Source organism: Paenibacillus sp. JJ1683 (assembly GCF_053006485.1).
The window spans coordinates 5,289,853-5,315,454 of record NZ_CM129820.1 but is presented as its reverse complement, the minus strand read 5'-3'; the positions used below and the strand labels follow the sequence as shown (position 1 = coordinate 5,315,454).

The 25,602-nt window shown below is 46.6% G+C and carries 25 protein-coding genes; 16 read left to right on the top strand and 9 right to left on the bottom strand.

What is annotated here, in order from left to right:
• Positions 1–59: 59 nt before the first annotated feature.
• From ACUC6J_RS22870 to ACUC6J_RS22820, 11 genes are all read left to right on the top strand, one after another.
• Entirely contained in the window at positions 60–1,004 is a 945-nt protein-coding gene (locus tag ACUC6J_RS22870) for a cation diffusion facilitator family transporter (RefSeq protein WP_123797751.1), read from the top strand.
• A gap of 113 nt (positions 1,005–1,117) precedes the next feature.
• Complete coding sequence (locus ACUC6J_RS22865; RefSeq protein ID WP_016822838.1) at positions 1,118–2,131, top strand: LCP family protein; 1,014 nt, start codon at positions 1,118–1,120, stop codon at positions 2,129–2,131.
• A gap of 150 nt (positions 2,132–2,281) precedes the next feature.
• The gene (locus ACUC6J_RS22860; RefSeq protein ID WP_016822839.1) at positions 2,282–3,427 is read left to right on the top strand and encodes an AI-2E family transporter; all 1,146 of its coding nucleotides are present in this window, start codon (positions 2,282–2,284) and stop codon (positions 3,425–3,427) included.
• 136 nt (positions 3,428–3,563) lie between these two features.
• Positions 3,564–4,583, top strand: a complete 1,020-nt coding sequence (locus ACUC6J_RS22855) for an LLM class flavin-dependent oxidoreductase (protein ID WP_016822840.1) — start codon at positions 3,564–3,566, stop codon at positions 4,581–4,583.
• Positions 4,584–4,760: 177 nt separating this feature from the next.
• On the top strand, positions 4,761–5,654 hold the full coding sequence (locus ACUC6J_RS22850; protein ID WP_016822843.1) for an ABC transporter ATP-binding protein: 894 nt from the start codon (positions 4,761–4,763) through the stop codon (positions 5,652–5,654).
• A 115-nt stretch (positions 5,655–5,769) separates the two neighbouring features.
• Positions 5,770–6,246 (top strand): glutathione peroxidase, encoded by a 477-nt coding sequence (locus ACUC6J_RS22845; protein ID WP_016822844.1) that lies wholly within the window; start codon positions 5,770–5,772, stop codon positions 6,244–6,246.
• A gap of 391 nt (positions 6,247–6,637) precedes the next feature.
• A complete protein-coding gene (locus ACUC6J_RS22840; protein ID WP_025366031.1) occupies positions 6,638–7,999 on the top strand; it encodes an FAD-dependent oxidoreductase in 1,362 nt (453 codons plus the stop codon).
• 405 nt (positions 8,000–8,404) lie between these two features.
• A complete protein-coding gene (locus ACUC6J_RS22835) occupies positions 8,405–9,250 on the top strand; it encodes a formate/nitrite transporter family protein (protein WP_016822847.1) in 846 nt (281 codons plus the stop codon).
• Between the two features lie 356 nt (positions 9,251–9,606).
• Positions 9,607–11,739, top strand: a complete 2,133-nt coding sequence (locus tag ACUC6J_RS22830; protein ID WP_447249462.1) for a molybdopterin-containing oxidoreductase family protein — start codon at positions 9,607–9,609, stop codon at positions 11,737–11,739.
• A 46-nt stretch (positions 11,740–11,785) separates the two neighbouring features.
• On the top strand, positions 11,786–13,033 hold the full coding sequence (locus ACUC6J_RS22825; RefSeq protein ID WP_031462365.1) for an MFS transporter: 1,248 nt from the start codon (positions 11,786–11,788) through the stop codon (positions 13,031–13,033).
• Between the two features lie 104 nt (positions 13,034–13,137).
• Positions 13,138–13,632 (top strand): GNAT family N-acetyltransferase, encoded by a 495-nt coding sequence (locus ACUC6J_RS22820; protein ID WP_016822850.1) that lies wholly within the window; start codon positions 13,138–13,140, stop codon positions 13,630–13,632.
• Positions 13,633–13,737: 105 nt separating this feature from the next.
• Here ACUC6J_RS22820 and ACUC6J_RS22815 read toward each other — a convergent pair whose 3' ends face one another.
• Positions 13,738–14,286: a GNAT family N-acetyltransferase gene (locus tag ACUC6J_RS22815; RefSeq protein WP_013373475.1), complete on the bottom strand. Its 549-nt coding sequence runs from the start codon at positions 14,284–14,286 to the stop codon at positions 13,738–13,740.
• A gap of 84 nt (positions 14,287–14,370) precedes the next feature.
• Positions 14,371–15,096, bottom strand: coding sequence for a copper amine oxidase (locus tag ACUC6J_RS22810; RefSeq protein ID WP_447249461.1), 726 nt, complete (start codon positions 15,094–15,096; stop codon positions 14,371–14,373).
• Positions 15,097–15,302: 206 nt separating this feature from the next.
• Here ACUC6J_RS22810 and ACUC6J_RS22805 point away from each other — a divergent pair, with 206 nt between their 5' ends.
• Positions 15,303–16,982 (top strand): glutamine--tRNA ligase/YqeY domain fusion protein, encoded by a 1,680-nt coding sequence (locus ACUC6J_RS22805; protein ID WP_025366028.1) that lies wholly within the window; start codon positions 15,303–15,305, stop codon positions 16,980–16,982.
• Positions 16,983–17,109: 127 nt separating this feature from the next.
• Here ACUC6J_RS22805 and ACUC6J_RS22800 read toward each other — a convergent pair whose 3' ends face one another.
• Positions 17,110–18,357 (bottom strand): MFS transporter, encoded by a 1,248-nt coding sequence (locus tag ACUC6J_RS22800; protein ID WP_031462364.1) that lies wholly within the window; start codon positions 18,355–18,357, stop codon positions 17,110–17,112.
• 195 nt (positions 18,358–18,552) lie between these two features.
• Between ACUC6J_RS22800 and mobA the strand changes: the two genes are divergently transcribed.
• Complete coding sequence (gene mobA, locus ACUC6J_RS22795; protein ID WP_031462363.1) at positions 18,553–19,182, top strand: molybdenum cofactor guanylyltransferase; 630 nt, start codon at positions 18,553–18,555, stop codon at positions 19,180–19,182.
• 46 nt (positions 19,183–19,228) lie between these two features.
• Entirely contained in the window at positions 19,229–19,843 is a 615-nt protein-coding gene (locus tag ACUC6J_RS22790; protein ID WP_025366026.1) for a LysE/ArgO family amino acid transporter, read from the top strand.
• Positions 19,844–19,854: 11 nt separating this feature from the next.
• On the opposite strand, the gene ACUC6J_RS22785 is transcribed toward ACUC6J_RS22790, so the two are convergent.
• Both ACUC6J_RS22785 and ACUC6J_RS22780 read right to left on the bottom strand, forming a co-directional pair.
• Entirely contained in the window at positions 19,855–20,319 is a 465-nt protein-coding gene (locus ACUC6J_RS22785) for a DUF3592 domain-containing protein (RefSeq protein ID WP_025366025.1), read from the bottom strand.
• Positions 20,320–20,489: 170 nt separating this feature from the next.
• Positions 20,490–20,951, bottom strand: coding sequence for a VOC family protein (locus ACUC6J_RS22780; RefSeq protein WP_123797742.1), 462 nt, complete (start codon positions 20,949–20,951; stop codon positions 20,490–20,492).
• Positions 20,952–21,109: 158 nt separating this feature from the next.
• Here ACUC6J_RS22780 and ACUC6J_RS22775 point away from each other — a divergent pair, with 158 nt between their 5' ends.
• Positions 21,110–21,544: an Lrp/AsnC family transcriptional regulator gene (locus tag ACUC6J_RS22775; protein ID WP_019688833.1), complete on the top strand. Its 435-nt coding sequence runs from the start codon at positions 21,110–21,112 to the stop codon at positions 21,542–21,544.
• Between the two features lie 104 nt (positions 21,545–21,648).
• On the opposite strand, the gene ACUC6J_RS22770 is transcribed toward ACUC6J_RS22775, so the two are convergent.
• From ACUC6J_RS22770 to ACUC6J_RS22755, 4 genes are read right to left on the bottom strand one after another with little or no spacing between them, the layout of a single operon-like run.
• The gene (locus tag ACUC6J_RS22770; protein WP_025366023.1) at positions 21,649–22,581 is read right to left on the bottom strand and encodes a 1-phosphofructokinase family hexose kinase; all 933 of its coding nucleotides are present in this window, start codon (positions 22,579–22,581) and stop codon (positions 21,649–21,651) included.
• 14 nt (positions 22,582–22,595) lie between these two features.
• Positions 22,596–22,910, bottom strand: a complete 315-nt coding sequence (locus ACUC6J_RS22765) for a DMT family transporter (protein WP_016822860.1) — start codon at positions 22,908–22,910, stop codon at positions 22,596–22,598.
• The gene (locus tag ACUC6J_RS22760; RefSeq protein ID WP_016822861.1) at positions 22,910–23,251 is read right to left on the bottom strand and encodes a DMT family transporter; all 342 of its coding nucleotides are present in this window, start codon (positions 23,249–23,251) and stop codon (positions 22,910–22,912) included. Before ACUC6J_RS22760 ends, ACUC6J_RS22765 begins: the two co-directional genes overlap by 1 nt.
• 30 nt (positions 23,252–23,281) lie before the next feature.
• Positions 23,282–23,890: a TetR/AcrR family transcriptional regulator gene (locus ACUC6J_RS22755; RefSeq protein WP_447249460.1), complete on the bottom strand. Its 609-nt coding sequence runs from the start codon at positions 23,888–23,890 to the stop codon at positions 23,282–23,284.
• A gap of 196 nt (positions 23,891–24,086) precedes the next feature.
• Here ACUC6J_RS22755 and cls point away from each other — a divergent pair, with 196 nt between their 5' ends.
• Complete coding sequence (gene cls, locus ACUC6J_RS22750) at positions 24,087–25,598, top strand: cardiolipin synthase (RefSeq protein ID WP_025366021.1); 1,512 nt, start codon at positions 24,087–24,089, stop codon at positions 25,596–25,598.
• Positions 25,599–25,602 lie beyond the last annotated feature (4 nt).

Here is a 25,602-nt window from a genome sequence, read left to right as displayed (position 1 = left end):
AGATAACCGAATAGCGGTCAGGACATTTTTTAAAAGATAATTTGGAGGGGTTATACATCATGCAGGAACAGGATATGGGCAAGCGTGCCATGGTCTCAGCATGGATCAGCCTGATCAGCAACATCCTCTTAACCGGCATCAAAATAATCGCAGGACTCATGTTCAACAGTAAGGTACTGGTGGCCGATGGTGTGCATAACGCCGGGGACGTCATTGCTTCTGCAACGGCACTGGGAGCGATGAGAATATCCAGCCAGCCGCCGGATGAGGATCATCCTTATGGTCATGGCAAGGCAGAAGTAATTGGTGCTAGTGTAGTGGCGGTCATACTGTTCGGGGCAGGCATATTTATCGGCTATCATTCCATTGCCGCACTGTTCGAACCGATGCCACAGGAGCATATACTGGCATTGGTGGCCGCCATTATTTCCTTGCTCTGGAAACAGTGGCTGTATATCTACACGATTCGTATTGGCAGAGCGGCCAATAGTCAGGGTCTCATTGCGACGGCAAAAGATCACCTGGCTGATGTGTATGCCTCGGGAGCGGCTGTCTTGGGGATCGGATTAGGACTGATCGGGGAACATTGGAATATTCCGATTTTATCTTACGGCGACCCCATTGCGGGGTTCGTAGTGGCGTTGCTGGTTCTGAAATTGGCGTGGGAAATGGGTCGCGAATCCATAGATGTGCTCATGGAGAAGGCCATTGCAACCGAGGAAATCGAAAGCTACGCAGCAGCGGCACTGAGTGTAGTCGAGGTTCAGCGTATTGATCGTATCCGTGCCCGTGAGCATGGTCATTATATTATCGTTGATATCCGAGCTTCAGTGGATGCCTCTTTGACGATTCAGCAGGGACACGATATTATCCGGCTGATCAAGAGGGCCGTCATGAAGCAGGAGCCGCGGGTTTATGAGGTGCTTGTCCATTTGAATCCGTGGTATGCAGACGACCTCCATGCTGTAAAATCAACACAAAAAGACTCTGAAGATAAGGTATAACCGATACGAATAACGCCCCTAGAACATACGACGCGAATTGACAGATAACTTGCCGGAAGGGTATGCTTTTAAAAGCCGAACGATGATGAATAAAAGCGAGGTTACCCGAAAATATGCGAAAATTTTTAAAATGGCTAGGTATTTCTGTGACTGCTGCAGTCCTTTTAGTGGGCGGATATTATGCTTATTCTATATATCATTTTACGAACCAAATTTCGGTTGCTTCCGGACAGGATTCGAAATTTAAACCGCAAACCCAAACTTCAACCAATGTACAACCTGTAGAGGTATCACTCCCACCGGAATGGGATGGAACAGAAAGAGTAAATATACTGCTGCTTGGCGGAGATTCCCGTGGAGAAGATTCAGGGCGTTCTGACTCGGTTATGGTTGCTTCTGTTGATCCGGTTACGAAAAAGGCCACACTTATGTCGATTCTTCGTGATACGTATGTCAAGATCCCGGGTCATGGGCAAAGTCGATTGAATGCTGCCTTTTCCTACGGTGGGCCGGATTTGACCAGACAGACTGTGAGCGACCTTCTGGGCATACCGATTCAATATTATGTATATACTGATTTTAATGGTTTCATTGCACTGGTTGACTCTGTAGGTGGTATTGACCTGGATGTCGAAAAAGATATGCATTACACTTCCAAGGCAGACAAACACCAGTTTGATATTGACTTGAAAAAGGGAATGCAGCACATGGACGGTAAAACAGCCTTGCAATATGTACGTTTCCGTCATGATGCGACTTCGGATTTTACACGTACGGAGCGACAGCGCAAATTCATTACCGAACTGGGCAGTAAAATACAATCGACCTCGTCGCTCATTAAACTGCCAAGTATTTTAAATAGCATTTCTCCTTATATTGAAACGAATCTGAGTACAACGGAAATGCTGCAGTTGGCTTCATTGGGTTTTAATATCGATGCTAAAACAGTAGCGAAGCAGCAAATCCCGCCAAATGAACTGGTGCGCGGGGAAACCATCAAGGGTGCACAGGTGTTGGGTGTGGATGAGCGGAAGCTCAAGCGGTTCATACAGAATCTTTTTGATCAAGAAAACAAACCTGTGACTACGACGGTGGAGGCTGCCACCACGACAAATGATACTCCATAACCATTCAAAGCAAGCGAAGTTCGTACAATAACGTACAACTTTGTTTGCTTTTGTGTTTATTTGGGTATAACCTTGTATATTTTGTTCCAAAAATATATCGTAATTATGAAGAACGTATACTCATCTGTCTAAAGAGAAGGGGAATGTCATGTGGAAATAACTCCGGCATGGAAAGACCGGTTTAAGAAGTTTTTTCTGAACAACAAGTTTGTGTTATTCCTGTTGGTACTGCTGCTGATCGGCTTGAATATCTTAGTGCTTACCAAAATTTCATACATATTTACCCCTGTCATCGTGCTGCTGAAAACGATTATTCTCCCTGTCATTTTGTCCGGTGTATTGTACTATCTGCTCAATCCGTTGGTAGATGTACTGGAGCGGAATAAGGTAAAGCGAGTATACTCCATTGTTGTTCTGTTTTTGCTCATTATAGGGATTATCGCTATTGTGGTTACGTCGGTGGTACCTGTGATCCGTGATCAGATACAGGGCCTTATCCAAAATGTCCCTGCTTATACCGAGCAAGTCAAACAACAGTTTGAGCGACTGATTGGCAGTAACTTTGTGAACCAGTTCCAGAACACCATTCAAATAGATCCATCTGAACTGGCCTCCAAAGCTTCTGAAAAGTTATCTGGCTTTATCAATAATGCATGGACGGGTGTGGGAAGCTTTTTGGGTGTGATTACGGAAACTGTGCTTGCGATCGCTACGGTTCCGTTCATTCTGTTCTATTTGCTGAAAGATGGACACAAGCTGCCGCAGTGGATTCTAAAAATGCTTCCACCTATGTTTCGTAAAGAGACAGATCGTATCATGACCGAAATGAATCATCAGGTCAGCTCGTACATTCGTGGACAAATTATTGTTAGCTTCTGTATTGGAGTGCTGCTATATATAGGTTATCTGATTATTGGATTGGACTACTCTTTGACGCTTGCGGTCATTGCGTCTTTTACGAGCGTGGTTCCCTACTTAGGTCCTGTAATTGCCATTACACCCGCGTTAATCGTAGCTATAGTTACCTCACCGATCATGCTGCTCAAAATGGTTATCGTATGGACAGTTGTCCAGCTTATTGAGGGTAAATTTATTTCACCACAAATTATGGGCAAATCGCTTCGAGTACATCCGATTACGATTATCTTTGTTATTTTGACAGCAGGCAATTTGTTTGGTGTGGTAGGGATTGTACTGGCTGTTCCAGGTTATGCCGTCTTGAAAGTCATCGTGACCCATCTGTTTAGTTTCTTTCAAAAGCGTTCACATCTTTATGAAGCAGATAAAGTAAAGTAAAAAGCAGTCTCTATGAAAAGTAAACATGACTAATGGGCGCGTTAAATCTACTATTTTGCCCCTCTTGGTTAACTGTGGCTTTACGTGCTATACTTAATGCCTATTCTTATTCCAAAATAGAAAGGTCAGACTTTTTATGATAAAACTCAGCATTCTTGACCAATCTCCGGTATCGGAAGGCATGACGCATGCACAAGCATTACAAAAGACTGCTGAGCTTGCTATAGAGGCGGAACGCTTGGGTTATCATCGCTTTTGGGTATCCGAGCATCATGCTGCCTCTAATCTTGCAGGGTCCAGCCCCGAGGTATTGATTTCACACCTGGCTGCTCGTACCCAGACGATTCGGGTAGGGTCGGGCGGTGTGATGCTGCCCCATTACAGCGCTTATAAAGTAGCGGAAAACTTCCGGGTACTGGAGGGATTGTATCCGGGGCGCATTGATCTGGGTCTGGGGCGAGCGCCCGGAGGAATGCCGATTGCTACCCGAGCTTTGCAGGAGGGGAAAATGCGGGGCGGCATTGATCTGTACCCCGAGCAGCTGGATGATCTGCTAGCCTACTTGCACGATAGCACAGGCAGCCAGCATCGCTTCGGTTCGCTACAGGCGATGCCGCTCGTAGAGACTGTGCCGGAAATGTGGCTGCTTGGCTCCAGCGGTGATAGCGCGGGTCTGGCCGCCGAGCGTGGCGTAGGCTTTGCGTTCGCGCAGTTTATTAATGGTGAAGGCGGCACAGGTGCTATGAAGGGATATCAGGAAAACTTCCAGCCTTCCCAGCATAGTGACCAACCGCGTTCGCTTGTCTCCGTATTTGCGATCTGTGCGGATACTGAAGAGGAGGCCAATCGTTTGGCATCCAGCATGGACTTGTCCCTGGTGCTTTTGGAACAGGGAACGCGTTCCGCAGGAACACCTTCCGTCGAAAAGGCGCTTGCGTATCCGTATACGCCATATGACCGGATGCGCATTCGTGAGAATCGCAAGCGTATGGTGGTTGGTTCACCCGCACAGGTCAAGCGTCAGCTTGAGCAATTATCCAAGGACTATAATGCACAGGAGATCATGGTTGCGAGCATTATTCACGACTTCGATGCCAAAATGAAATCTATACGTCTCATGGCTGAAGCATTTGGACTGTCCTCTGTACAGGCTTAATGCGAATGGCCAGAATCAGAAGATCACAGCTTGAGGGCTGTGATCTTTTTTTGTGCGTTAACACTTGATAATGATTATCAATATCTTTATTATATAAAGATAGAATGAAGTTTTGATGAATGTCGTGCGTTAAGCCCGTGATTATATATATTGGATTAGGGAAAGGGATGATTCCAAATGTTTCGTCTGAAAACGGCAAATCTGGATATTGCTTATGAAGATCGATTGATAGTAGAAGATCTGAACGTAGAAATACCGCAAGGGAAAATTACAGCGTTGGTGGGTGCAAATGGCTCCGGTAAGTCGACCATTCTGAAAACGATGGCTCGCATCATGAATCCTAAAGGCGGTAGCGTTCTGTTGGATGGTAAATCCATTCATAAGCAATCCACCCGGGAGGTAGCCAAGCAGTTAGCTATTTTGCCGCAGAATCCGACGGCACCGGAAGGATTGACCGTGACGGAACTGGTATCATACGGACGTTTTCCCTATCAAAAAGGTTTTGGTTCCATGAAAGCGGACGATCGCAAAATGGTAGAGTGGGCCATCCAAGTAACAGGAATGAGCGAATTTCACGATCGTCCGATTGATCAGCTTTCTGGGGGGCAGCGTCAACGTGCCTGGATTGCTATGGCGCTTGCACAAGATACGGATATACTGTTTTTGGATGAGCCGACTACATTTTTGGATATGGCGCATCAACTGGAAGTGCTGCATCTGCTGGAGTATCTGAATACTTCGGCAGAACGCACCATTGTTATGGTCGTGCATGACTTGAACCATGCAGCCCGATATGCTCAGCATATGATTGCGATCAAAAAAGGGAAAGCGAAGGCGGTAGGAGCCCCGACGGAGGTTATGACGCCAGATGTGCTGCGTGAGGTGTTCGGAATTGAGGCGGATATTGTTACTGATCCTCGTACGGGGGTACCACTCTGTCTTCCGTATGCTTTGGCTGGTCAGCCTGCGGTAAGCCAAGCAGTAAAGGGAATGAATGTAGAAGAGAAACAAACGGTGGGTTCTGTTGCCGAGCGGCGTGATGCTAGACCACAAGTAGCAGCAAGAGGTTAGAGGGTGCGCCAAGTGGCAGCATCACGGTAAGGGTTTGTGAATATTGGCATGTCCGTCACGTTTTGGGTAAAATAGGTTGAGAACCTAAACCAAGCGACATGAAGGAGGATGCTATATGTCTGTCTATTCATATAATGCCGTAACACCAGCCAATCAGGAGGTTTCTCTGGAAACTTACACAGGTAAAGTGCTGGTTATTGCGAATACCGCTAGTAAGTGCGGACTTACCCCGCAATATGGGGATTTGCAAAAGCTTTATGACGAATATAAGGATCGGGGACTCGTTGTTTTAGGCTTCCCTTGCAACCAGTTTGGCGGTCAGGAGCCGGGCAGCAGCGAGGAAGCGGCTGAATTTTGCCAATTGAATTACGGGGTTAATTTCCCGGTATTCGCTAAAGTGGATGTGAACGGACCAGATACAGCCCCTCTGTTTGAATATTTGAAGAAGCAACAGCCTGGAGAACAGGAAGATGGTACAATTCAGTGGAATTTTACAAAATTCATTGTGAATCGTGAAGGTGTGCCTGTGGGACGCTTTGAGCCCAAGGAGTCACCGGAAGCGATGAAAACGGCCATTGAGCAGTTATTATAATAGCTTCGTGTAATTCCAAAGTATATGTGTAAACAAGGTCTGATTTCCGCTTGTCTTAGGGGAAACGGACCTTTTTTTATTCCCTACATACGCATTTGCCTAAAGATTGACGTATCGTGTGAAAGTCTGTTCCAGGAGCATAATCAAGAGGCAGGTAGGGAAAACTGAATGGAGCAAAAAAAGATTTCAGCAAACGGCTGAGTTCAGATATCCTTGCCTTTTAAAATGTGGACAAATTGTGAATATCATAAAAAGCTATTGTAATGTGAAAAATATCACACTATAATAAGCGCATGAAGTGAAATAAATCACAAGAAGTAATGAGTTATCTAAGTGAAAGCATTCACAATTATTATACATTTTATGCCCACACACCAAGGAGGAATTCAACATGAAAGTAGCAGTTATCGGATGTACACACGCAGGTACGGCAGCCATAGTCAACACAGCTAAATGTTATCCAGATGCCGAAATTACGGTCTATGAGCGTAATGACAATATTTCATTTTTATCTTGTGGTATTGCACTGTATGTAGGTGGTGTCGTCAAAGATCCGCACGGATTGTTTTATTCGTCCCCAGATCAACTGGCTGATATGGGTGTAGTGACCAAGATGCTTCATGAGGTAACGAGTGTAGATACAGCGGGCAAGACGCTGCATGCACGTAATCTCCAAACCGGTGAGGAATTTACGGATACATTTGATAAATTGATTGTGACTACTGGATCGTGGCCAATTATTCCGAAGCTGGAAGGCATTGAACTTGATCATATTTTGCTCTGCAAAAACTATAATCATTCGAATGAAATCATAGAGAAAGCCCAGCACGTACAGAACATTACTGTCGTGGGAGCTGGATACATTGGTGTTGAGCTGGTAGAAGCTTTTCAAATGAACGGTAAGAACGTAACGCTGATCGACAGTGCTGATCGTATATTGAATAAGTATTTAGACCATGAGTATACAGACCGGATTGAGAATTCCCTGAGAGAACATGGCATTAAGCTGGTACTTGGCGAGACAGTAAGTCGTTTTGAGGGGACTAACGGTAAAGTAAGTAAGGTCGTGACCTCCAAAGGAGAATATGAAACAGAGCTTGTTATACTCTGTATCGGTTTCCGACCTCAAACGGATCTGCTCAAAGGTCAGGTAGATATGTTGCCTAACGGTGCGATCATTGTGGACAATTATATGCAAAGTAGCTGCCCAGACGTGTTTGCAGCAGGCGACAGTTGTGCAATTCGTTATAATCCAACCGGCAAAACAGCTTATATCCCATTGGCGACCAATGCGGTTCGTATGGGTACGCTGGTGGCACGTAATCTGGTACAACCTACCATTGCCTACATGGGAACCCAAGGAACCTCGGGTATCAAAATTTACGAAGACAATATTGCAGGAACAGGAATGACGGAAGCCGCAGCAATGGACGAGGGGATGACTGTAGAAGCTGTAACCATTGAGGACAGCTACCGTCCTGAGTTTATGCCAACTTCTGAAAAGGTGTTGCTGAAGGTTGTATATGAGCAGGAGACACGGAGAATTGTTGGGGCACAAATTATGTCGAAGGTCGATTTGACGCAATCCATTAACACCCTGTCTGTAGCCATTCAAAATCATATGACCATTGATCAGTTGGCCTTTGTCGATTTCTTCTTCCAGCCGCACTATAACAAGCCTTGGAATTTCCTGAACGCGGCAGGTTTGCAGGCATTGCCTACAATATCCGAACGGAATCCAGTTACTGTATAATCCGATTTGTCTGTGACATTGTTCATAAGTTTGTCAACAATCTGAAAGCGTACGGATGAATCCTTATAGTACAATATAGAGAGCATAAGGATTAGGGGGAGAAGTAGATAATGGGTTTGTTTTATATCCTTTTTCTTGTAGTTGTCGCAGCCATCGGTCTGGGCGGAGTACTTTGGTTCTTGAAAGCCGTTGAAAAGGAAGAATATAATTAAATGTAAAGCGCATAGCAGCGCAGTAGCAGTAGATGTAATAAAAAGATGTAATAAAATAGAAAGACAGTCCTTTTTCGAGGGCTGTTTTTTTATAGCTGAGAAAGTGATTTTTTTCACAAACAAAATCACTGATTTTAAATAAAATATGAAAGGAGAATATTTTGTTTAAAAGATATTAAAGGAGCGGGGGCAGATGGCAAGCTATAAACCGGGGCAAATTGCCGAAAAGACGGTGGAAACAGGAGTGGCCAAGGCGAATAACCCGTGGACTGTGGCGGTGGTATTGGGATTTTTGGCAGGTGCATTTATTGCACTCGGGTTTTTGCTGGATATACGCGTTATTGCAAGTGCACCTAAAGAATGGGGAAGCATTGCTACCTTTATTGGAGCTGCGGTGTTCCCTGTAGGTCTGGTGTTAGTTTTGATAGCTGGTGGGGAATTGCTGACCGGCAATATGATGGCAGTCCCTTTGGCGAGATGGGCAGGACGAATTAAGACAGGAGCCATGCTTCGTAATTTGGCAATTATTACGCTCAGTAATTTTGCAGGTGCATTATTTGTTGCGTTTTTCTTTGGGCATGTTCTAGGCTTGACCGAAACGGGTCCTTACCTGGATAAAGTGGTGGATATGGCAGGGCATAAGCTGCATGAAAGCTTTTTGCAGTCTTTTATATCAGGTATAGGATGTAACTGGCTCGTAGCACTGGCTGTATGGATGGCATATAGCACAGACTCTATCGGCGGCAAAATTATGGGAATTTGGTTCCCGACCATGGCCTTTGTTGCTATTGGATTCCAGCACGTTGTTGCCAATATGTTTCTCATTCCGGCGGCTATATTTGCAGGTCATTTTTCGTGGGCAGAGTATGTTATGAATTTCATTCCGGTCTGGTTGGGGAATTTGGTAGGAGGCAGTCTGTTTGTGGCTGGAGCCTACTGGCTGGCCTATCTGAAAAAAACTCAAGCCAACACACATTCCGTGAATGAACCTCAAACTACTTCTTCAGTTACATCCAAGCCGTTGAGTGATCATGCATAATCACGTTACTTTATGAAGCAATAAACAAAGCAAATCCGCCATGACAGGCCCGGGGGAACGAAACCTGTCATGGCGGATTTTTTTGGGAGTGGTCCATGATTTGGCATGGAGGATGAGTGTGCTCTCGTCCATAATGCCTTGATCTCTTTTACCCTGGGTATGTAATGATGAAACAGAATGATAAAAAAATAATTATACTTTTTAAAATCCGTTTTGCTCTATGCAGCAGACGGATTTTTTATATATTTTGGAGAGCTGCTGTGTGGTAAAATCCTTCTCTTGCCATAGGCCAAAGCTGTAGATATGATAAGAACAGTGTAATTTTTGGAAACGGTAACGGAAAGGAGCATTTAACCATGGATCATCGCAATAGCGCGCCTCTTGAGGCCACACTTCAACAAAATCTACAAAGAGGACAGCGAATGACGGAGCAGCAGAACGGTGTTTTTCCGGCTGTATGCCCGTTGGATTGCCCGGATACGTGTGGGCTCCTGCTTCACAAGGAAGATGGAAAGATAGTCAAGGTGACTGGTAATCCGGATCATCCCATTACGAAAGGGGCTATATGCAACAAAGTCCGCAATATGACCGAGCGCGTATATGATCCGGATCGGGTGCTTTATCCGTTGAAGCGTGTAGGTGCCAAAGGGGAAGGGAAATTTGAACGAATTAGCTGGGGGGAAGCGGTCGATACCATTACAGGTCGGTTCAAGGAGCTGATACGCACGGATGGACCGGAATCCATACTCCCCTACAGCTTTTATGGCAATATGGGCGTATTGAGTGTGGATGGAATGGATCGTCGCTTTTTCAATGCACTGGGTTCAAGCCAGCTGGATCAGACGATTTGTAGCGTGGCTGGGAATGAAGGCTGGGCATCCGTTATGGGGTTTAAGGGCGGCACGAGCCCGGAGGATACAGAGGATGCAGATCTCATTATTGTATGGGGCGGAAATGTCATCAGCACCAACATGCATCAGGTCGTATTGGCTGAGAAAGCACGTAAAAAAGGTGCTAAGGTGGTCGTAATTGATGTTCATCGCAACCGGACGGCGCAATGGGCGGATTGGTTCATTCCGTTATATCCGGGTACGGATACGGCGCTTGCGCTGGGGGTTATGCATGTACTGTTTGATCAGGGACTGACAGACGACGAATTTTTACATCGCTATACTGTAGGTCACGAGGAACTGCGCGAGCATGTTAAGACCTATACACCAGAGCGGGTTTCGCGGATTACCGGCGTGCCGAAAGAGGATATTATCCGTTTGGCGGAAATGTACGGAAAGGCGCGAGCGGCCTATATCAATATTGGAAATGGGCTTCAGCACCATGATAATGGCGGTATGAACGTACGCGCAGTTACATGCTTGCCTGCACTCACTGGACAATGGTTGAAGCACGGCGGAGGAGCGTCGCGCTCCAATGGCGCTTATGCCAAGATTAACAGCGCCCATCTGGAGCGTCCTGATCTGCGACAGAACCCGGATGCCCGGGTGATCAACATGAACCGGATTGGAGAGGCGCTGCTACAAAAGGAACAGCCGATTAAGGCGTTATTCGTATATTGTAGTAATCCGGTAGTTGTAGCACCCGATTCGCAACGGGTAACGGAGGGATTTGAACGAGAGGATCTGTTTACGGTTGTTCATGACCTGTTCCTTACTGATACGGCCTGCTATGCAGATATTGTGCTGCCTGCTGCGTCTTCTTTTGAAGGAACAGATCTATACAAATCGTACTGGCACCACTATATCCAGATGCAGAAGCCTGTTATTGATCCGCTAGGGGAAAGCAAAAGCAATTATGAGCTATTTAGCCTGCTCGGACAGGCAATGGGCTTTGATGAAGCTGCCTTTACGGAAAGTGAAGAGGATATGATCACAGGAGCGCTTGATAATCCAACGAACCCTTATCTCAATGGTGTAACCTTGGATGCCTTAATAAAGTCGCCTTTTGTAAAGCTCGATATGACGCCAAAGGCTACTTATTTGGAGCGTTTAACTACGCCTTCAGGCAAGATAGAGTTGTATTCGGAAAAGATGAAACAAGCAGGTCTGCCTGCATTGCCCTCCTATGTACCGCTGGTCGAAGGGTATGACGGAGAGCATCGGCCGCAAGCGGATGACCGTTTTCCATTGATGTTTGTTTCACCGCCAAACCATAATTTTTTGAATTCTACATTTGCTAATTTGCCCAAACATCAGCGCTTGGAACGGGAGCCCTTGCTGCAAATTCACCCGGAGGATGCTCAGGCAAGAGACATCGCAGATGGTGATCCGGTTACCGTCTGGAATGACAGGGGGATGTATGAATTGAAAGCCAAGGTCACCGATCTGATGCTGCCCGGCACGGTGATTAGCCAAGGATTATGGTGGAAAGGCAAAGGACGCAGACAGCGCGCCAATGCGTTAACCTCTGACCGGCTGTCGGATATGGGGCAGGGGGCTACTTTTTTCTCAACGGTGGTGAATGTGAAGCGCCAATGAGAAACTGCCTTTCATGGCGCCAGGTGCAAAAGGAGAAGCAAAACATATGAAATGGTTGGAGTCTTATCCGAAAGAAGTAAAAGTATTTCTCATTGCCAGCCTGATTAATTCCGCCGGAAGTTCCCTCATGTGGCCGCTCGTTAGCATGTATGTATTTGACGAACTGAACCGTAGTATGGAAGACGCGGGAATTGCAATTTTAGTGCAGTCTTTAGGCGGAATTTTTGGTCAAGTGCTGGGCGGGGCCCTTTATCATCGTATTGGAGCCAAGCAACTGATTGTCGGCTCACTGGCCATGAATGCGTTGGGACTTCTCTCGCTTCCATTTACCAGTGGTCATTGGGTGGCTTTTGTCATCATGATGGGCTTTATCGGCTTTTTTAATGTGGTATCTGTGCCTGCGATTCAGGCCTTTGTAGGTTTTCGTTTTGCTGACCGGCGTGGAGAGCTGTTTAATATCATTTATGTCGCGAACAATATTGGGGTAGCACTCGGAACGGGACTGAGCGGCGTTCTGGCCGACCTTTCCTACCAGCTCAGCTTTGTGATGAACGGGGTGACTTCTGCGGTATTTGCTGGATTCTTCTGGTCTTATCTAAGCAGGGTAGATCGGGAAGAGGGAGAAGTCCAGCTCAGCAAGTCTGTGATGAAAACAGAAGAAATACCCGCTCGGTTGCTGTTTCGTGATACCAGGCTGTATCTCTTTGTGGGGTTAGGCTCGCTTTTTTTATGGTTCGGCAATTCGATCTGGAATACGGGAGTCTCTCCCCATATTATTGAACAGGGCTTGCCTAAAACGATGTATGGATTATTATGGACGTTGAATGGTATTCTCATTTTTGCCGCACAACCTATTATTTTCTGGATCAAACGGCTGTACGCTCATCACGCTTCTGCGCAAATGACATGGGCTGGAGGATTTTATTTGGCAGCTTATATTGTCATACTGGGCACACAGAACTATACTGGGATGATATTCGCTATGGTACTGGCGACTCTGGGAGAAATGCTGATTGCACCTGCGGTTCCAGCATTCCTGTCTGATCATGGAGGTCGGGGCGCCCCCTTTTACATTGGACTTGTGGGGGGCATTGGTGCAGCCGGACGGGTGATGGGACCTTATTTTATGGGGAAGTTGTATGATGGCGGTGGGTTACCTCCTACACTTTGGCTGGCAGCGGGCGTAGCGGTGTTGTCGATTCTATTTTTCGTCCTGCATAGCTGGTTGAATCGTTACCGTCACAATATGGGTGATTTTGACACTTCTTCCAAGGTGGACGTTCCCAGTTCTTAAGTCCTAATAAAAGTTCAGTAATGAGCTGCGATTATGGTACAATAAGTGACGAATGGTTGCAGTTATTGCTTCAGGAAAGCCTTCACAGGAAGGATTGAAAGGAATTGTTTACAAGTCAACCCTTGACGATACGTCATTCGGAGATGAAGGATGCTCCTGATCTGATTGCGCTGGATGAATTGGTATGGAATGAACGCACGGCTCCTGCTTCGCTGTCATGGAAGTCGCGCGGAGAGTTTCTGCGCAATACGCCTCCAGGCTCTCAACTGGTCGCCATCGAACAGGAAGTGCTCTGCGGGTATATTGGATTTCGTCCTCCAACGCTGTTGGCTAGTAATTGTCATGTACTCGAAATAAATATAGCTGTGCGTCCAGACTATCATCGCAAAGGTATTGGGACGGCGCTCATGAACTCCATGAAGGAGATTGCGGCTGCGGAGGGCATACGCAAGTTAAGTTTGCGTGTACTCTCCTGTAACACGGAAGCCCTTATGTTTTATGAAAAATGTGGTTTTGCAATTGAAGGGCGACTGCATGAGGAGTTTTATATCGCAGGTCAATTTGTGGATGATGTTCTAATGGCCTATTTCTTAAAATAGACCGGAGGATACAGACAGGCAGCAACATTCGGTTGTGATGTCCTGTTCATAATCAACAACGCCGCAGACCTGATCAGGCCTGCGGCGTTGTTGTGCAGTACAAGGCTATCGAAGTTGCTTCCATTCATTCTGGAGCATACCATACACTGCGTGGTTCATATAGCCATCTGGCAGCAACTCTGCTTCGCGTACAATGCCTTCGAGCACAAAGCCCAGGCGTTCTGGAATACCGCGGCTGCGGCGGTTTGTCGTTGCACAACGGATTTCGACCCGATGCAAGTCCAACTCCATCAACGCATATTCGACGAATACGCGGCAGGCACTGGTCATGAGACCCTGTCCTTCGTAACCGTGCCCAAGCCAGTATCCGATGCTAACCGAACGGTGAGCCCAATTGATCTCATGGTAGCTGATGATGCCAGCAAGCTCGTTGTCTATCCAAATTCCAGCGGTCAGGCTACCGTTCTCTGCGGCTTGTTTCAAGGCGCCTTGCACGAATTGCTCTGTATGGCTGATTTCCGTGGTGGAGTCTACCCATGGAAGCCATTGACGCAGACGGTCACGGGACATTTCGATCAGCTCAAACAGAGGCTGCACATGCTCCTTGGTGAGCGGCCGAAGGACTGTGCGTTCGTCCAACGCATATGTAAACATGATTAATCCCCTCTTTCACTCGGAAAATCGCTAAACCAGCCAGTCTAGCATTTAATCCCATGCTACCTTATTCTGCGAGAGTCGTCAAAAGGGAGAGGAAGCTTCAAATTTTATAGGTCCCACCCGGAACCGCTCCTGCTCGTATACATATTTCAGATCCAAATCCCCTACAAATTCGCTTGGCGATACGCTACCGGATACAGTGGCATGGAGTGGGAATTGTTCGGCGTCATACATTACAACAGAGCTAAAATCGAGATGCTTTGTAAACTGGGCTGGATCATCGTAAAATACAGACGCTTTGGGGTCCATCGTGTGTGTAGTACCGTCAATCATAACAGCGATATGTACCTGGCGGTTGTGGTCACGTAGCTCCACGGAGCTGTGTACTCGCTGGGATACAGCATTTTCCGCTGATTCAACGGCATATTCCTCCATTGTCTGTACGTTAACAATATGCAACTCCTGCAAGTCCACACCCGTTCCCGAGGCACGCGTGAGAATGACAACGGCTTCACGGATCCCGTCTTCGTTTACATCTCTGTAAAATAACTGTGGTGCGGTGGAAATATCCGCCGAGCCCGACCACTGGAATGTGCGGCGCTGCTGGCCGATTTCCAGTACGGCTGAATGAAAGAGCCCCTGAGACGGGCTCACGGCATATAAGCGGACAGATGAGTCTTCTGGCGCGCTGGCCAGCGGATGAGATAATGCAGTTTCGGTCACCATGCTTGAAGAAGGATGATCGGTAGTCATAACGGAAGAGGACAGTAGCATAGACAGCAGGATGACGATCAACAGCTTAAACACGGGTGGGTCTCCTTTTCCGGTAAAATAAAAGATATATACACTATAACGAATTTATTTGCCGAAAATGTTAACTCTTTTTCATAACTTGCATCTTTTTTTGCTGAAGAGAGCATCCCGATTTTCATTTTATTGAGTTATGCGGTGTGAAAGGGTATATTTAAGGGAACAGGTTGTATACAGATTATACGGAAGAAAGGTTGATTAGTGTGGAGAAGCCGATTACTCCCCCCAATTTTATTAAAAATGTTATTGAAGAGGATTTACGTACGGGTAAGGTCAAGGAGGTTGTTACACGCTTTCCACCTGAACCCAACGGATATTTGCATATTGGACATGCTAAAGCCATCTGGATTAATTTCTCGTTGGGAGATGAATTCGGAGGACGCACGAACCTGCGTTTTGATGACACCAATCCGGCGAAGGAAGACACGGAATACGTGAACTCCATTCAGGAGGACGTGAAGTGGCTTGGTTATGAATGGGAAGAAAAACATTTTGCTTCCAATTACTTTGAAGAGATGTACAAGCGTGCTATCCTGCTGATCCAAAAGGGGAAAGCCTACGTAGATGACCAAAGTGCGGACCAAATCCGTGAAACGCGCGGAACACTGACAGAACCGGGACAAAACAGCCCTTATCGGGATCGCAGTGTGGAAGACAATCTGAAGCTGTTTGAAGAGATGCGTGCAGGCAAATACCAGAATGGTGAAAAGGTGCTGCGTGCCAAGATTGATATGGCTTCGCCAAACATCAATTTGCGTGACCCAGTTATTTACCGCATTTCACACACGGCCCATCACAATACAGGCGATACCTGGTGCATCTATCCGATGTATTCCTATGCTCATCCGCTGGAAGATGCAATTGAGGGCGTAACCCATTCGCTTTGTTCGCTGGAGTTCGAAGATCAACGCCCACTGTACGATTGGGTTGTAGCTGAATGCGAGATGGAAAACGTACCTCATCAATACGAATTTGGACGGCTAAATCTAGCTCAAACGGTAACCAGCAAACGTAAGCTCAAGCTTCTGGTTGATGAAAAACACGTAGACGGCTGGGATGACCCGCGGATGCCAACCATTTCCGGTTTGCGTCGTCGCGGCTATACGCCAGAGGCCATTCGCAGCTTCGTATATGAGACAGGCATTTCCAAAGCCTACGGAGTCATTGATTTGCAGGTGCTGGAGCATTTTGCACGTGAGGATTTGAAGCTTAAGGCTCCTCGTACGATGGCAGTTATAGATCCGTTGAAGGTGGTCATTACGAACTATCCTGAAGGACAAGTGGAAATGCTGGAGGCGGAGAACAATACAGAAAATCCGGAGCTTGGAACACGCCAAATTCCGTTTTCTCGTGAGATTTATATTGAGCGTGAGGATTTCATGGAGAATCCGCCGAGCAAATACTTCCGTTTGTTCCCTGGTAATGAGGTGCGTCTCAAACATGCTTACTTCATTAAATGCAACGATGTCATTAAGGATGCGGACGGTCATGTAACAGAGATTCACTGTACCTATGATATAGAAACCAAGAGTGGATCGGGCTTTACGGGACGTAAAGTGAAAGGTACAATCCATTGGGTTGAGGCTACTCAGGCTGTTCCGGCTGAATTCCGTTTGTATGAGCCATTGATTAACGCAGAGGAACCAGAGGTGCTGGAAGAGGATGGATCGGAAAAAACATTCCTTGATCAATTAAATCCGAACTCTTTGGAAATTGCTCATGGCTATGTGGAGCGGAATATGAAAGAAGCACAATCGCAGGACAAGTTCCAATTTTTCCGTCATGGTTATTTCAGTGTAGATCCGAAGCTTTCCAAACCGGGTGAGCCTGTATTTAACCGTGTGGTATCATTGAAAAGCTCTTTCCAATTGCCTAAGCAATAAGACGTTGGAAACAGTGGGACGGATGGTTGCTTCGTGCGACCAAGTGAAAAAGGAGTCTGCCAACGGCAGACTCCTTTATTTTACGCACAACCGTTCTTCAGAGCATGACCATTGACTTGGAGACACTCTATTGTCGTTGTGGTGCTTCTTCTATTGGTTTATGCTCGCCTGGTTTGTGCTCGCCGCCATGCCCTGGCTGGTAGCCGTTCTTGTACAGCATATACCACATGATAGCGAATCCCGCAGAGCCCAGCAGGGCGAAGAAGACACCTGCATGGTACATCATTTCACCGCCGAAGTTCTGGAATAGCCAACCGCCAGCAAAACCTGCTACGATACCGGATATACCACTCCAAGTCAAGGTATATACGGCCTGTCCGGATGATCGGTATGCTGCAGGAGTGAACAGGACGGTCAACTGGGTGCCTACATAGAAATATCCACCGAAGGTGACACAATGAAGTGCCTGAATGAACACGATCTGGATCGGGTCTGTAGCCAGCGCCATGAGTTCCCAACGTAAGGCAAACAGCAAACTGACGAGTGCCAAACAGCCGACCATCACGGTCATTTTTTTCCTCAAGAAGCGATCAAACAGTAAAAAGACAATAATTTCAAATACCGATGACATAAAAACGGCAAAACCAAGCATCAGCTTGGACCCACCCAGTTCGGTGATGTACAAGGACATAAAGGCGCCGTTGATTGAATTAGGAATTGATACAAGGATGCCTAACAAAATGAAGGATATGAAGTATCCGTTTAATAAAATACTGCCGAAGCCACGCAAATGAATGGTTGCCGTCTCCACAGTGCTTTTCAGTGGTGGAATTGCCAAAGTGCAGATCAATGCAGCCAGAAGAAGTATCGTAAAGATAGTCGATATACTGGATACTCCTGTGTGGTCAACAACGATGCCGGCAACTGCCGCAGTCACAGCCCAACCGAAGGAACCCCATATGCGAAATGAACCAAATTTCCGGTCCGTGCCCTCAATATAACTGAGAATCAGGGTATTGCTTTGAGCAAATAACGGGCTTTGAAAAAAGTAAAAGCCAATCATCGACACATAAATCATGACATACGTGTGAACATGAAATAAAGCTTGGAGCAGTAACAGTGTACCTATAATCATAAATAGTAGGATACGTCGGAGATTTCGGCTGCGGTCGCTTGTATATCCCCAGAAAGGATTCGCGAATACAGATACAAAAGGTCCGATGGCCATCAGACTCCCGATTTCCAGCTTGTCCATGCCGATATCTTGTAGATACAACGGAAAGAAGCTGGAGAAAATGACCATAGCTCCATATAGAAAAAAGTTATATAGCTTTAGGGAATATAGGGGAGTCTCTTGAATTTCTCTCTTTTGCAAGACAAGCCATTCCTTTCTTAGCCCGATAGAGAACTACGCACCGATGTCGATCTGTGGGAATGTTCTTTATTCCAATGTATCATGTGTTGAAAGGGTTAACAAACCAATAAAATTACAATTATGTAAATTTCAATTTTGTCCAAAATTCCATATGCATATTTGTGATTGTTTTTAGAAAAAAAGGAGGAGTTTTCCGTGGAAGTGACTGGTATTATCATCGCAGGAGGACGTTCCAGCCGAATGGGACAGGATAAGGCCCTGCTTGAGATTGAGGGAGCTACTATGCTTGAACGGACATTTATTACCTTACAGCAGGCGGTCCAACGGGTGGTAGTAGTCACTCGTGACGATCAAGAATATGGACTGAGCGGTATTGAGACTATATCTGATATCTATCCGGGTATGGGACCCTTGAGTGGTATTCATGCAGGCTTATCTGCATCTACTACCGAATGGGGAATAGTCGTGGCCTGTGATATGCCTTTTGTACAGCTGGAAGTGCTGCAAGCCTTGCTCGTTTTAACTGAAAAGTGGGCGGCACCCAAAGAAGCAGCGGAATCACCACTGCAAGCGGTAATTGCTTCTGTGGCTGGACGTATGCATCCTTTGCTGGGAGTGTATCATCGGAGCATACTGCCATCTGCTGAGGAACGTTTGCGGAATAAACGGCTCCGTCTCACCGAATGGTTGGAAACGTTGAATGTTCGTTATGCCACTATAGAGGACATGCCGGGAGTGACAGAGAATATGTGGCACAATGCCGTGTTCAACATGAACAATCCTCAGGATTACAAGCTTGTGTTAGAGCAGTTCCGGAAGGATTAGAAGCATTTAGAGAATATTAAGCAATGAATTTGGGGGAGTACATAACATGCTGGAAGCTATTATTCATGCCGTTTTATTGGCATTGGGATTGATTTTGCCTTTAGGGGTACAAAATGTATTTGTGTTTAATCAGGGGGCGTCCCAGTCGCGGTTTCGCAATGCCTTGCCTGCGGTCATTACAGCGGGTATCTGTGACACCATTCTGATCACGCTTGCTGTTGGGGGTGTATCCCTTGTTTTGCAGCAATTTCTATGGCTCACGAATGTGCTTTATGCGGCGGGCTGTTTGTTTTTGCTGTATATGGCTTGGACTCTTTGGAGGTCCAAGGCTGCTTCCTCGGGAGAAAGCCAGCCGATGCTGCCGAAACGCCAGATGATTTTTGCTGCCTCGGTATCGCTACTGAATCCACATGCCATACTTGACACGGTTGGTGTAATTGGAACCAGCTCCCTTCAATATAACGGCGGGGAACGTTGGGCCTTCGGTCTGGCTGCCGTGTCAGTATCGTGGATATGGTTTGTGGGTCTGGCAACGGCGGGCCGGCTTGTAGGACGTATGGATTCAGAAGGAAAGTTTGGTACTATGCTCAACAAAATATCGGCACTGATTATTTTGGGTCTGGCCATTTATATGGCGATAACTTTTATGACTAGTATGTGACCCAAGCCTTGTTAGAAGAAAAATTTCAATAAAGCGAATACACCGCTCAAAGCAAAGGGGACACCGATCAAAAACAACATAAAGGCCAGACAGCCGGCACCATTTACACCACCGGCAATTCGGGCGTCCCGAGGGTTGGCCGGATTGTATAATACCTTAATCTTGCTGCCAACTCGGTTGAGGCTGAGATTGGTACTATAAGGATTCCAGAATTCCACGACTTCACCTGAAGCGGTATAGAAGCGTACCTTTAATCGGCGGGTGTAGCTGGTATCTACCGGATCTTCACGGTCAAAGGGAACGACATCTATGTCTACTTCGATATGCGCGTCAACGATTTGCCCTTTGGTACGGACCCAGTGGCGTTTACGATAACGGTGGCGACGGATCGTTCTGAATCCGAAATAGATGAGCAGCAGACCGATCAAGCTGAACAACGGCATGAGCAGATCGGAGCTAAAATGAAACCAGTACACATTGAAATCAATTGAAATGATAATCTACTCCTTCAAACCAAGTGATAAACAATATATCGGATATACTTAGGAATAGTTTAATTTTTCCATAGAGAATAAGGTGGAGATGAATGGAGTATAAAAAAAGATCCGCTTCCCTGGGAAGTGGATCTTTTTAATAGCTGTGCGGACTACTTCTTGCTCGATTGGGACATGTCAAAATCAACATCCTCGATAAATTCGATAACCTCACCATTAGGGCTGTGGACTAATGCATTGGTGACTACTAGAGGAGGTTCGCCAAGTGTAAGCTGATTGGGTTCCACAAAGGTTCTTGCTCCGTGGACAAGGGCTTTTTGGTATATTTCATCCACATTGTCTACGTAAAATGCGAGGTGTAATAAAGCCCCATGAGCAATATCCTCCTCGGATGCAGCCTTTTTCCCTTGGGCAGGAATGACGGCATCGTTATCAAAGATTTCGAGACAGGTTCTTTGGTCAGGTGAGATCAGCATGGAAGCTTCTTGAATCCGAAAGGATGGAAGACTCCAGTGATGTCCTCTTTTAAATCCCAGTACTTCGGTATAAAATGCAATGGTTGCTTGATAATCACGGGCTTGGATGGCCACATGAGCTAGTCCCTTCACACTCATTTCAGATCCTCCTTATATGTAAGTAAACCTTATTATATGAATAATTATGTGCTACATATATATTTAAAATAAGCTTTTTATACTATATTGGTTATGAAACCGAAAATATTTTTGGCGAAAAACGTTACTTTTTAAATCAAAATCAGGAGGTACTTGATATGCAGCATCACATAGACGAGATAGACTACAAAATCATGAAATTGTTACAGCATGATGCGCGAATAACGATTTCCCAAATCAGCAAAGAAATTTCGATGTCACAACCGTCCGTTAAAGAAAGAATGACCAAGCTTGAAGAACGAGGGATTATTTCTGGATATAATGCTGTATTTAATTTACGGGAACTGGATCGGGGGACAACTACGTTTATTCTGATAAAGACAGAACATTGCCAAGAGCTGATTGATTTTTGTAAGGAGGCGAAGGAGGTTACCGATTTGTTTCGCATCAGCGGGGAATTTAATTATCTCATTAAGGTACAAAGCGCGTCTGTAGAGGAAATTGCAGAGTTTCAGGATTCACTAGTCAAGCTGGGGCCTTCCAAATCGCATATTTGTATGAAAAATATACTGGAAAACAGGGTTTTGTTGTAAGTCATCCGGCAACGCATATTTGGAACATAAATCATTCAGAAAGCTGTTATTCGTAGCATTAAATTAAGCGAATGATTGGATGAAATAAAAAAAGTGACGCTGAATTACACCAGCGTCACCGTAATTCCTTGCTTCAGACGTTCCACGTCCTGAAGCTCGATCTTGCCGGCCATGGCGTGCAGAGCAGCCGCCGTGCCGCAGGCCGCTCCCTGTCGTAGCATGGCAGGGAGCTCCAGCCCCGCCACCGCGCCGCTAACCAGCCCGGCGACCATGGCGTCACCGCTGCCGAGCGCGCTGACAATGTCCGCGTCCGGCAGGCTTACGCGGTAGCGTGCATCGCGCGTTACCGCTAGTGCCCCGCGTGCGCCGAGCGAGATGACGGCCAGCTGCGCTCCGGCTTCCAGTAGCTGTGATGCCGCCGCTTCAGCGGCATCTGGGCGCGTGGCGTCGATCCCCGCGAAGCGGGCGGCCTCGTCCTCGTTAGGCTTCACGAGGTCGGGCTTCCCGCGCAGCCCCAAGCGCAGCGCCTCGCCGCTCGCGTCCAGCGCCACGCGCGCGCCGCGTTCCTTTGCCAGCGTGCACAGCTCGGCGTACAGATCGGGCGGGCAGCCGGGTGGCAGGCTGCCAGAGAGAACGACCCAAGCCGAATCCTCGGCAAGGGTCGCGATTTTGCGCCGCAGCGCGGCTAGTTCAAGCGGCCCAACGGTCGGGCCGCTCTCAATCAGCTCGGTCTGCGTGCGAGTAGCCGGGTCGAGCACGGTTATGGCGAGACGGGTTTCCCCGTATGCCGTTTCGATGAAATCGGCGCTTACGCCCTCCGTGCTCAACCCGTCGATGAGCAGCCGTCCGGTATGTCCAGCTACAAATCCGGTCGCCCGTACAGGCTGACCTAGCGTGCGAATGACACGAGCGGCATTCACGCCCTTGCCGCCTGGTACGGTTAAGCCCCCTTCAATGCGGTGGACGGCATTCAGTCCAAAGCCTGCAACCGTGTAGATTTTATCCACTGCTGCGTTAAGCGTTACGGTGGTAATCACAAGGCATCACTCCTTTAAGAAATCAGCTTTAAGCCCAATGCTGCGGCAAGAATCATGGCGATGAATAAAACACGCAGTACGCTTTTTTGCTCACCATACAAGAACATGCCTGTAATCGTACTGCCGACGGTTCCAATGCCTGTCCATACGGCATAAGAAGTTCCCATCGGCAAACTTTTCATGGCGAAGCTGAGCAGAGAGAAGCTAAGAATAAAGGATAAAATCATAAGTGCTAAAGCCTTCCACCCTTTACCGACCGTAACTCCCTTCATGCCGATGACTCCAAGCACTTCCGAGCAGCCCGCGATAACCAATGCAATCCAAGCCATTATGCACCACTCCCTTCCTGAGCATCACGATCGGTAACTAACTTCAAGCCGATCACACCTGCTAGCAAAAGGGCGATTAGCAGCGTTTTGGACCATTGAAACGGTTCCCCGAAAAGCAGCATTTCGCCTACGACGGTTCCCCCTGTCCCCAGTCCGGTAAATACAGCATACACCGTGCCTACAGGTAGACGCTTTGCAGCCTTCATGATTAAATAAAAGCTGGCCACCACAGCCAGCACAGTTACAGCCCAGGTGAGTACAGAATCTGCATGCTTCAAGCCTGATACCCATACGACCTCAATCAGGCCTCCAACAAAAACGTAAATCCAACTGCGATTCATGATGAATTTCTCCTTAATTCAGTATAATTTTCAATTACGACTGCTTCTCCCTTCATGAGATGAAGTTAACGTAATCCCACGCCAAAAAATAGGCCATGCAGCGTTCAGCCTTCGGTGGTAGTTGGTGCTTCCACTGTACAGTAGCTCTACCATGATTCCATCCACCAGTGTCATGTAGGCTAAAGCCACATCTGCTGGTTCCATATGCCCAAAGAGTTCCCGATCCCGTACATTTCGGAGGCGACGAGTTAATTTTCGCTCCATTTGCTCCAGAAAAGGATTCACAATATTCAGTACCTCGTTATATAAAGATACAGGCGGAAAGAAGGAAAAGCGGAGCATAAACTTGGCTGAGTTGTTGTCCTCATATTCCTGTTCCATCCAGAACAGGAAATCATGCAGTGTGTGCTCCAGCGACTGTTCTTTGCGTTCCGTAAAGTATTCGAAAATACGTAAATTCTGCTCTTGAAACGCATAACGTGCCACCTGCAAAAACAGATCCTCCTTGCCCTGAAAATGCGCATATATAGACGGTTTTCGGATTCCAACCTCGGCGGCAATACTGCTCAAGGATGCTCCCTCATACCCATTGGCAGCAAATTGGAAAAGAGCGGCCTTTCGAATCTCTTCCATTCCCATTATCATCACCTACCTAACGTTCGTTAGTTTATTTTTACATGAAAAAAAGTAAGTGTCAACCCATCAACATTTCGTAATGTACTTTGGATTTTTTTATTCAACATTTAAATAAAAAAGTGGGAAGAAATAAGGGGCTCATGTACAATATAATGAGGAATACCTGTTTAAATGCAGTCCATTGGAAGTGAGGTTAGTTATGAGGCGAAGCTTACTGGCCGTATTGATCGCGGCTATGGTGTTTATTATTTATTATTTTGGCTTGTTTAATTACATCGGTAAAAATGAAGGAACTGTCATCAGTATTTTCTCCACGCTGACGGTTATTTCCATAAGTCTGATTATTTTTACGGAGAATCGTAATCCTTCCACCACCATGTCATGGATTTTGCTGCTGGCGTTGCTGCCAGTCGTTGGACTTCCTCTTTATTTTTTGTTTGGGCAAAATGTATTCAAGCGCCGTAAGTATGACAAAAAGGCATTGCGTGACCAACAGGCTTATGAGCGTATCGAAAAGGATGCTTTGCGGGTCAAACGAGATTTGACCTGCTTTACAGATGAGCAGCAGCAGTTGATGCGTCTGGCGCGCAGACTGGCACGCTCCCCGATTTATTTTGCGACAGAAACCCAGATTCTGAATAATGGGGATGAAACCTTCTCCACGCTGCTGGAAGAACTGCGCAAGGCGCAGCATCATATCCATATGGAATATTACATTTTCCGCTCGGATGATATTGGTACCAGCATTCAGAAAATTTTGATCGAGAAGGCTAAAGCGGGTATTAAGGTTCGGTTTATGTACGATGCGGTCGGTAGTATACAATTATCGAAGGCATTCTTGAAGGAAATGAAAGATGCAGGAGTCGAGGTTGTTGCATACGGCGGCGCTCGGATTTTGTTCTTCTCCAGCCGGGTAAACTACCGTAATCACCGTAAAATTGTAGTTATCGACGGTAAGATTGGATTAATCGGTGGCCTAAATGTGGGAGATGAGTATCTCAGCCGCAACAAAGCCTACGGCTTTTGGCGTGACACGCATATGATTGTGAAGGGCGAGGCTGTGCGGACGTTGCAACTTATATTTTTACAGGATTGGCTTCATATGACGGGCGAATCGGTGCTGGATAGCGAATATCTGTCTCCCGATATTGAACCGATCACGGACGGCGGCGTACAAATTATTGCCAGCGGTCCAGATAACGAGCGGAGAGTGCTTAAAAATCTCTTTTTCTCCATGATTACATCCGCTCGGAAATCCGTCTGGATTGCCACTCCTTATTTTATCCCGGATGAAGATATCCTGACTGCTTTGCGGATGGCTGCTCTATCCGGGTTGGATGTGCGTATTCTGTTCCCCGCGAAACCGGATAAATGGCTGCCTTTTCTCGCATCCCATTCGTACTTCCAATCGTTGCTAGAGGTGGGAGTCAAGGTATATGAATATGAAAAAGGGTTCCTTCACTCCAAGCTTCTCATTATTGACGGGGAAGTTGCGACTATTGGGACAGCCAATATGGATATGCGCAGCTTCCATTTGAATTTTGAAGTGAACGCTCTGTTGATTCAAACACACAGTGTGCAGCAGATGGTGAACGACTATGAGCGAGATTTGCACAATGCCAGCTTGATCGTACGTGAGGAATTCATGAAAAAGCGTCTGTTCAAACGTTTGATGGAATCGCTCGCTCGGCTGCTTTCACCACTGCTGTAATGTA